9 protein-coding genes are annotated in these 5,939 nt (G+C 34.6%); 5 read left to right on the top strand and 4 right to left on the bottom strand.

The annotated features are described in order from the left end of the window. Nucleotides 1-20: 20 nt before the first annotated feature. Together FD36_RS06020 and FD36_RS06025 are read left to right on the top strand one after the other, a co-directional pair. Complete coding sequence (locus tag FD36_RS06020; protein ID WP_056958776.1) at nt 21-344, top strand: MFS transporter; 324 nt, start codon at nt 21-23, stop codon at nt 342-344. 126 nt (nt 345-470) lie between these two features. After that, nucleotides 471-785: a winged helix-turn-helix transcriptional regulator gene (locus FD36_RS06025; protein ID WP_056958777.1), complete on the top strand. Its 315-nt coding sequence runs from the start codon at nt 471-473 to the stop codon at nt 783-785. A 65-nt stretch (nt 786-850) separates the two neighbouring features. On the opposite strand, the gene recA is transcribed toward FD36_RS06025, so the two are convergent. Beyond that, entirely contained in the window at nt 851-1,963 is a 1,113-nt protein-coding gene (gene recA / locus FD36_RS06030; protein WP_056958779.1) for a recombinase RecA, read from the bottom strand. A gap of 212 nt (nt 1,964-2,175) precedes the next feature. Here recA and FD36_RS06035 point away from each other — a divergent pair, with 212 nt between their 5' ends. Further along, the gene (locus FD36_RS06035) at nt 2,176-2,883 is read left to right on the top strand and encodes an AzlC family ABC transporter permease (protein WP_014081464.1); all 708 of its coding nucleotides are present in this window, start codon (nt 2,176-2,178) and stop codon (nt 2,881-2,883) included. Continuing rightward, entirely contained in the window at nt 2,870-3,196 is a 327-nt protein-coding gene (locus tag FD36_RS06040; protein ID WP_014081465.1) for an AzlD domain-containing protein, read from the top strand. The genes FD36_RS06035 and FD36_RS06040 overlap by 14 nt, the downstream gene beginning before the upstream one ends. Nucleotides 3,197-3,230: 34 nt before the next feature. Here the strand turns inward: FD36_RS06040 and FD36_RS06715 are convergent, their stop codons facing one another. The 3 genes from FD36_RS06715 to FD36_RS06050 form a co-directional block, all read right to left on the bottom strand. Beyond that, the gene (locus tag FD36_RS06715; RefSeq protein WP_014081466.1) at nt 3,231-3,407 is read right to left on the bottom strand and encodes a hypothetical protein; all 177 of its coding nucleotides are present in this window, start codon (nt 3,405-3,407) and stop codon (nt 3,231-3,233) included. A 15-nt stretch (nt 3,408-3,422) separates the two neighbouring features. Continuing rightward, on the bottom strand, nt 3,423-3,947 hold the full coding sequence (locus FD36_RS06045) for a GNAT family N-acetyltransferase (protein ID WP_056958780.1): 525 nt from the start codon (nt 3,945-3,947) through the stop codon (nt 3,423-3,425). A gap of 85 nt (nt 3,948-4,032) precedes the next feature. Then, nucleotides 4,033-5,211, bottom strand: a complete 1,179-nt coding sequence (locus FD36_RS06050) for a thiolase family protein (protein WP_056958783.1) — start codon at nt 5,209-5,211, stop codon at nt 4,033-4,035. 86 nt (nt 5,212-5,297) lie between these two features. On the opposite strand from FD36_RS06050, the gene FD36_RS06055 reads away from it, so the two are divergent. Further along, nucleotides 5,298-5,843 (top strand): hypothetical protein, encoded by a 546-nt coding sequence (locus FD36_RS06055; RefSeq protein WP_014081469.1) that lies wholly within the window; start codon nt 5,298-5,300, stop codon nt 5,841-5,843. Nucleotides 5,844-5,939 lie beyond the last annotated feature (96 nt).

A 5,939-nucleotide genomic window follows, 5' to 3' on the forward strand; every position in this document is an offset into this window, starting at 1 on the left:
CTAAGTGGGAGTAGTTCAATATGGCAACTTTAGATGTTTCAATTTCTAACGTTGCCGTGACTACTATTCAAAGTGACTTACATTTGACAGCAGCTGCTGGTGCATGGATTTTAGATAGTTACATGTTGTCGTTTGCATCATTGTTATTTTTAGGTGGCTCTTTATCCAATCGGTATGGAATTGAAAAAACATTATTGTTTGGCTTATCGTTAGCTGCTGTAACTAGCGTTGGCTTAGCTTTATCAGTTTTTACTGAAAACTATGCGTTGTTAGCAGTTCTTTATGCCCTTGGAAATTTAGGAATTGGAATTTCCGTTCCTGCTATGACAACTTTAACTATGTAAAGTGCTGGGTCAGAATATTCTAACATCGCAAGTACTATGTTAAACATTGCGAGACAAACTGGATCTTTAGTAGGCTTGGTAGCTAAGATTCGAGTAGAAGCTTAAATTTTGAAAAGGTAGTCCTTTATGACAGAAAAAAGTTGTTTGCTTGAGCCGGTTTTTGATTTATTTGGTAAAAAATGGACGACGTTAATTTTACGAGAAATTATGAACGGAAATAATCATTACGGAAAGTTGCTTAAAATTATTCCTAACATTAGTTCGAGAACATTATCAAGTCGGTTACGGATGCTAGAGGAAAATGGAATCGTGATCAGAAACGTTTATGACACAATTCCACCGAGTGTCGAATATAATCTAACGAAAATTGGGCAAAAAACACGAAAAATTTTTGTTGCGATGAGCGAGTGGCAAGCGGAATGGAAGAAAGTTAACAATTAAATATAAATTTCTCCAAACAAAAACTCTCAAACTAATCAATTACGATTATTTTGAGAGTTTTTAATTTAAATATCTAAAGTTGAATTATCTTCTACTTTAGGATCCTTTGTTGCTTTATCAGTCTTATCGTCTTTAGGAGCTTTTTCAGATTTAGCAGGTTCTTCTTTTTCAATTCCGTAAGCTACTCGAACCTTGTGGATTAGTTCTTCAACTAATTCAGGCTTTTCGTTCAAGTTAGCAACAGTTTTGTTAAGTCCTTGTCCTAAACGTTCTTCACCATATGAGTACCATGAACCAGATTTGTCGATAATATCTTTATCAACTGCTAAGTTCACCATGTCAGCAACGGGTTCAATCCCTTTACCAAAACTCATGAAGGTATCAACTGTCTTGAATGGAGGAGCAACCTTGTTTTTGGCAACTTTAATCTTAGTTTCTTTCCCAACCACTTCTTGACCGTCTTTTTGTTGTTTGGTTCCACTAACTCGGAGACGAACACTGGAATAGAATTTCAATGCACGACCACCAGGGGTAGTTTCAGGATTACCAAACATCACACCAACTTTTTCCCGAAGTTGATTAATGAAAATTACAACGGTATTGGTTTTGTTGATGTTGGCAGTTAATTTACGAAGGGCTTGAGACATCAAACGGGCTTGTAAACCAACGTGGGAATCACCAATGTCACCTTCAATTTCTGCTTTAGGAACTAAAGCAGCAACAGAATCGACTACGACTAAATCAATTGCACCTGAACCAATTAAGGCATCAGCAATTCGAAGGCCTTCTTCACCAGTTCCTGGTTGTGAAAGAAGTAGATTATCAATATCAACCCCTAATGCCTTAGCATATTCGGGATCCATGGCATTTTCTGCATCAATATAGGCAGCAGTACCACCATTTTTTTGTGTTTCTGCAACAGTTTGTAAGGCAATAGTTGTCTTACCTGAAGATTCAGCACCGAAAATTTCGACCACACGACCACGAGGAAATCCACCAACACCAAGGGCAATATCTAATGATAAAATTCCAGTAGAGATTGCACTAACAGTATTTTCAGGGGTTTCACCCATTCGCATGATAGCTCCGGTACCAAATTCTTTTTTTATTTGTTTTAATGCTTTATCAAGCTCAGCTTGACGAGCATCTTGAGCGTTTTTCTTAGAACTTGAGGCCATAAAAACACCTTTCTATTTTTAAAATATGAACGTTTGTTCGCTTATTGATATAATTTATTCTACTCTATTACTTACGCAATTTCCAGCAAAATAAATTCAATCTTCCATTAATTATAACTTATTTGTCTAATTATCAAACTTAGCAGAAATTGATTGCAAGTTCATTATATAATGAATAAATATAAAACGATTTATCAAAGAGGTGAACATTTGTGAACGGTAATTTATCATTACGTTCTGGAATTAAAGATACTATCCCAACTTTATCAGGATACATTGGTGTGGGACTAGCATTTGGAATTGTAGCTAAATCAGCTGGCTTAAATTTATTAATAATTGTTTTAATGTCTGCGATTACTTATTCAGGTGCAGCACAATTTGTGATTGTAAGTATGTTAGTTAGTGGGAGTACTTTTCTTTCAATTTTGGTGGCAGTTTTCTTATTATCAGCACGGATGCTATTAATGGGAATGACGGTTGCTCCGTATTTAAAGAAAGAATCAATGAAACGAAATATTATTCTAGGATCATTGTTAACCGATGAAACTTTTGCTTTAACAATGAATAAATTAAATTACACAAAGCGCATAGTTAATTTTGAATGGTTGAATACTGCGAATATATTGGCTTATCTGACTTGGATAATTGCTTCTGGAATAGGTGGAAGTCTTGGTAGTTTAATTCCCAATCCAAATAAATTTGGGCTAGATTTTGCTTTCATTGCGATGTTTATTGGTTTACTTTATCTTCAAATTTTGGCAGATAGAACAATGGCTTTCAAATTACAAGTAATCATGGTGTTGGTAACACTTGGATTAACCTACCTTGGGTTAATTTTTATTCCTAGTAGCTTATTACTACTGGTAGTAACTTTAGTTGGATGTTGGTTAGGAGTGAAAATCAAAAATGCTTTCTTTTAAATTTGTTTTGCTAGTAATTGTTGGATGTGGGCTCGTAACTTGGCTAACGAGAGTAATCCCATTTATCCTACTGAAAAAATTCGAGTTACCAATTTCATTTGTGGAATTTCTCAGTTTTGTTCCAGTGGTAATTATGTCTGCTCTTTGGTTTAATGGCTTATTTGTGCAACATCTCGGCCATTTACCTAGTTTAAATATTGAAAATTTATTAGCTTCGATACCGACTGTAATTTCTGCAATTATCAGTAAAAATTTACTAGTGATTGTGGCAGTTGGTATTTTATCTTTAGCAATTATTAGATTTTTAGCCTAAAAAGACCCCGGAAATTTTCCGAGGTCTTTTTATATTAAATTAGGATAATGAGGATTGTGACAAAACAAATTAATAAAACGGATAGTGCGCCAAATCTTTTGGACCGCCATGTTTTTTGACTTTTATATGACCAAATTAAACTGGCAATCGTTACTAAGATTGCGGCAAGAGCCATAATAATTAATTTAATTAGAACTGCTTGATCACTCATTGAAAGCTCCTATTATTAATGTAATTCGATTTGGTAAGCAAAACGATCATCACCTTCTGCTTTAGTACGAATAATACCTTTTTTAGTAAATCCGCTAGCCAAAATAATGTGTTGCATTGCCTTGTTCATTGGGTGAGTATCGATTCGAACATCTTTAAAACCAAGTAATGATGAAACAGTGAATAATCCACTGATTAACTTACCAGCAAGACCTTGTCCACGATATTCATGTGAAACTGAAACCCGGTGAATAGCTGAATAATGGGCAGTTGTACCGTGATCCCATTCTCCTTCTTCCATTTCGAGGTAATCAGGATCAATTCCAAGGTGAAGGGTAGCTGAACCGGCAACTTTACCGTCAACATCAATTACATAAGAAATATTGTTATCAATATCTTTTTTAATATCTTCTGAAGTTGGGTAAGCACCTTGCCATTGGTTGATTCCTTGTTCTTTTAAGAAACCACGACCAGCATCGATGATTTTTTTAATTTCTGGTAAATCTTTTTCAGTTGCTTTACGCACATATACACAAGTCATAATTTTATACGTCCTTACTTAATTATTTAACGATAACCAATTATAAAGAATAAAGTTTAGTTTTACAACTAAAGCATCTGGTTAGCTAATTAATGTGAATGCTCATTGCCATTCCCATACCACCACCGATACAAAGGGTTGCAATTCCAGATTTTTGGTTAGTTCTTTTTAAATTGTTGATGAGGGTAATTAGAATTCTAGCTCCTGAATCCCCAAGCGGATGACCCAAAGCAACGGCACCACCGGTGATATTTAATTTTTCCATTGGAATATGAAGGTCATTGACAACCGCTAAACTTTGAGAAGCAAAGGCCTCGTTCAATTCAAATAAATCATAATCAGAGATGTTTTTTTGTTCCTTTTTCAATAACTTTTCAACGGCATAACGAGGAGCATATCCCATGATATCGGGGTTACATCCTGCTTCTGCATAATTATCGATGATTGCTAAAGGCTTTAAATTAAGTTCTTTAGCACGATCTTCTGTCATCATGATTAATGCCGATGCACCATCATTTAGACTAGCCGCGTTTCCAGCAGTTACGGTTCCGTTTTCCTTAAATGATGTTCTAAGCTTTGCTAATTGTTCAATAGTAGTGTCAGGACGAACGGTTTCATCAGTTGAAATTACCGTTGCTGTTTTTTTGCCACGAATTGTTATCGGGGTCATTTCTGCTGCAAAATAGTTATTTTTAATTGCTTTAGCAGCTTTTTGGTGAGATGAAAGAGCAAATTGATCTTGAGCTGCACGAGTTATGTTAAATTTTTCAGCTACATTTTCGGCCGTAATTCCCATGGGAGCGTTTGTGCGGAAGTCATTTAATCCATCTTTTTCAATACTATCTTCCATAGTAAATGCACCAAATTTGCGACCTTGACGAACCTTAGAATTTAAATAAGGAGCATTTGACATACTTTCGGTTCCACCAACTAAAACAATATCAGCATCATTGGTTAAGATTGCTTGCTGCCCAAGCCGGATTGCTTTCATTCCAGAACCACAAACCTGGTTGATTGTACAAGCAGTACTGGTATCAGGAATTCCAGACTTTAGTTCAATTTGACGAGCAATATTTTGACCGCCGCCAGCTTGAATTACATTTCCAAAGATTACTTGATCTACTAGTTTTGGATCTAAATTAATGGAGTTCATTGTTGATTTAGCAGCGATTACTCCAAGGTCAACTGAGTTTAGACTACTTAGTTGTCCGTTGATTTTTCCAATTGGGGTTCGTTTAGCACTCACGATTGCAATTTTTTTCAATTCTTGAAGACTCCTTCCTATGTGATTTAATTCTATTATACCTGTCTTATGAGTGATAATATAATAACATTAAAGGAGTGAATGTCATGGATAAAGAAAAACAAACGCAAGAAGTTGGAAAAATGATTGATGGTTGGCTTGATGAAATTGATTCCGAACCTGATGTAGTAAATTGGGGGGACAGTCGAATTCAAGCAATTGATGCAATTATTGATAGTTTTGTTGAAATTGCAATTGTTGGGTTAGATAAAAAACCAGATCAATGGAATGATAATCTTTTGCAAGAAGTAATGTTTTCTCGTTTTATGCTTTTGCTGGAAGCGGATGAAAAAACTAAAGAGATGTATCAAACAATTCCATTTGCATTAAAAAAATTATTTAAATATTTACAGAAACAAGGAATTATTAAAAATGGACAACATTTAGTAGATTGGGTAAATGTTAACGCTGATCAATTACAGTCGCTTTATAATCCTAAATTCGATAAATTTTATCGTGGATTATTTGATGATATGAGACGAAGTGGAATCAACACAAGTGATAAAGAAGCGGTTGATAAATTTACAAAAAATTATTTAAATGTTCATCCTGAATTAGGAATTGATTTATATAAAGATGACAGTAAAGATTAATTTTATTTTGGATAAAAAGTTTTGACATCTTTTTTTGTTTAGTGTATAGTTAAATATTGTTGGCGCGGAAAAGCTTTGAAAATAAATTAATTTAAA

The sequence above is a fragment of the Fructilactobacillus sanfranciscensis DSM 20451 genome (genome assembly GCF_001436035.1).
In the GTDB taxonomy this organism is placed as follows: Bacteria; Bacillota; Bacilli; order Lactobacillales; family Lactobacillaceae; genus Fructilactobacillus; species Fructilactobacillus sanfranciscensis.

Excerpts from the sequence above, each read along its gene's own strand:
- FD36_RS06020 (WP_056958776.1), top strand. The coding sequence starts at position 21 with ATGGCAACTTTAGATGTTTCAATTTCTAACGTTGCCGTGACTACTATT.
- FD36_RS06025 (WP_056958777.1), top strand. The coding sequence starts at position 471 with ATGACAGAAAAAAGTTGTTTGCTTGAGCCGGTTTTTGATTTATTTGGT.
- recA (WP_056958779.1), bottom strand. The coding sequence starts at position 1,963 with ATGGCCTCAAGTTCTAAGAAAAACGCTCAAGATGCTCGTCAAGCTGAG.
- FD36_RS06040 (WP_014081465.1), top strand. The coding sequence starts at position 2,870 with ATGCTTTCTTTTAAATTTGTTTTGCTAGTAATTGTTGGATGTGGGCTC.
- FD36_RS06715 (WP_014081466.1), bottom strand. The coding sequence starts at position 3,407 with ATGAGTGATCAAGCAGTTCTAATTAAATTAATTATTATGGCTCTTGCC.
- FD36_RS06045 (WP_056958780.1), bottom strand. The coding sequence starts at position 3,947 with ATGACTTGTGTATATGTGCGTAAAGCAACTGAAAAAGATTTACCAGAA.
- FD36_RS06055 (WP_014081469.1), top strand. The coding sequence starts at position 5,298 with ATGGATAAAGAAAAACAAACGCAAGAAGTTGGAAAAATGATTGATGGT.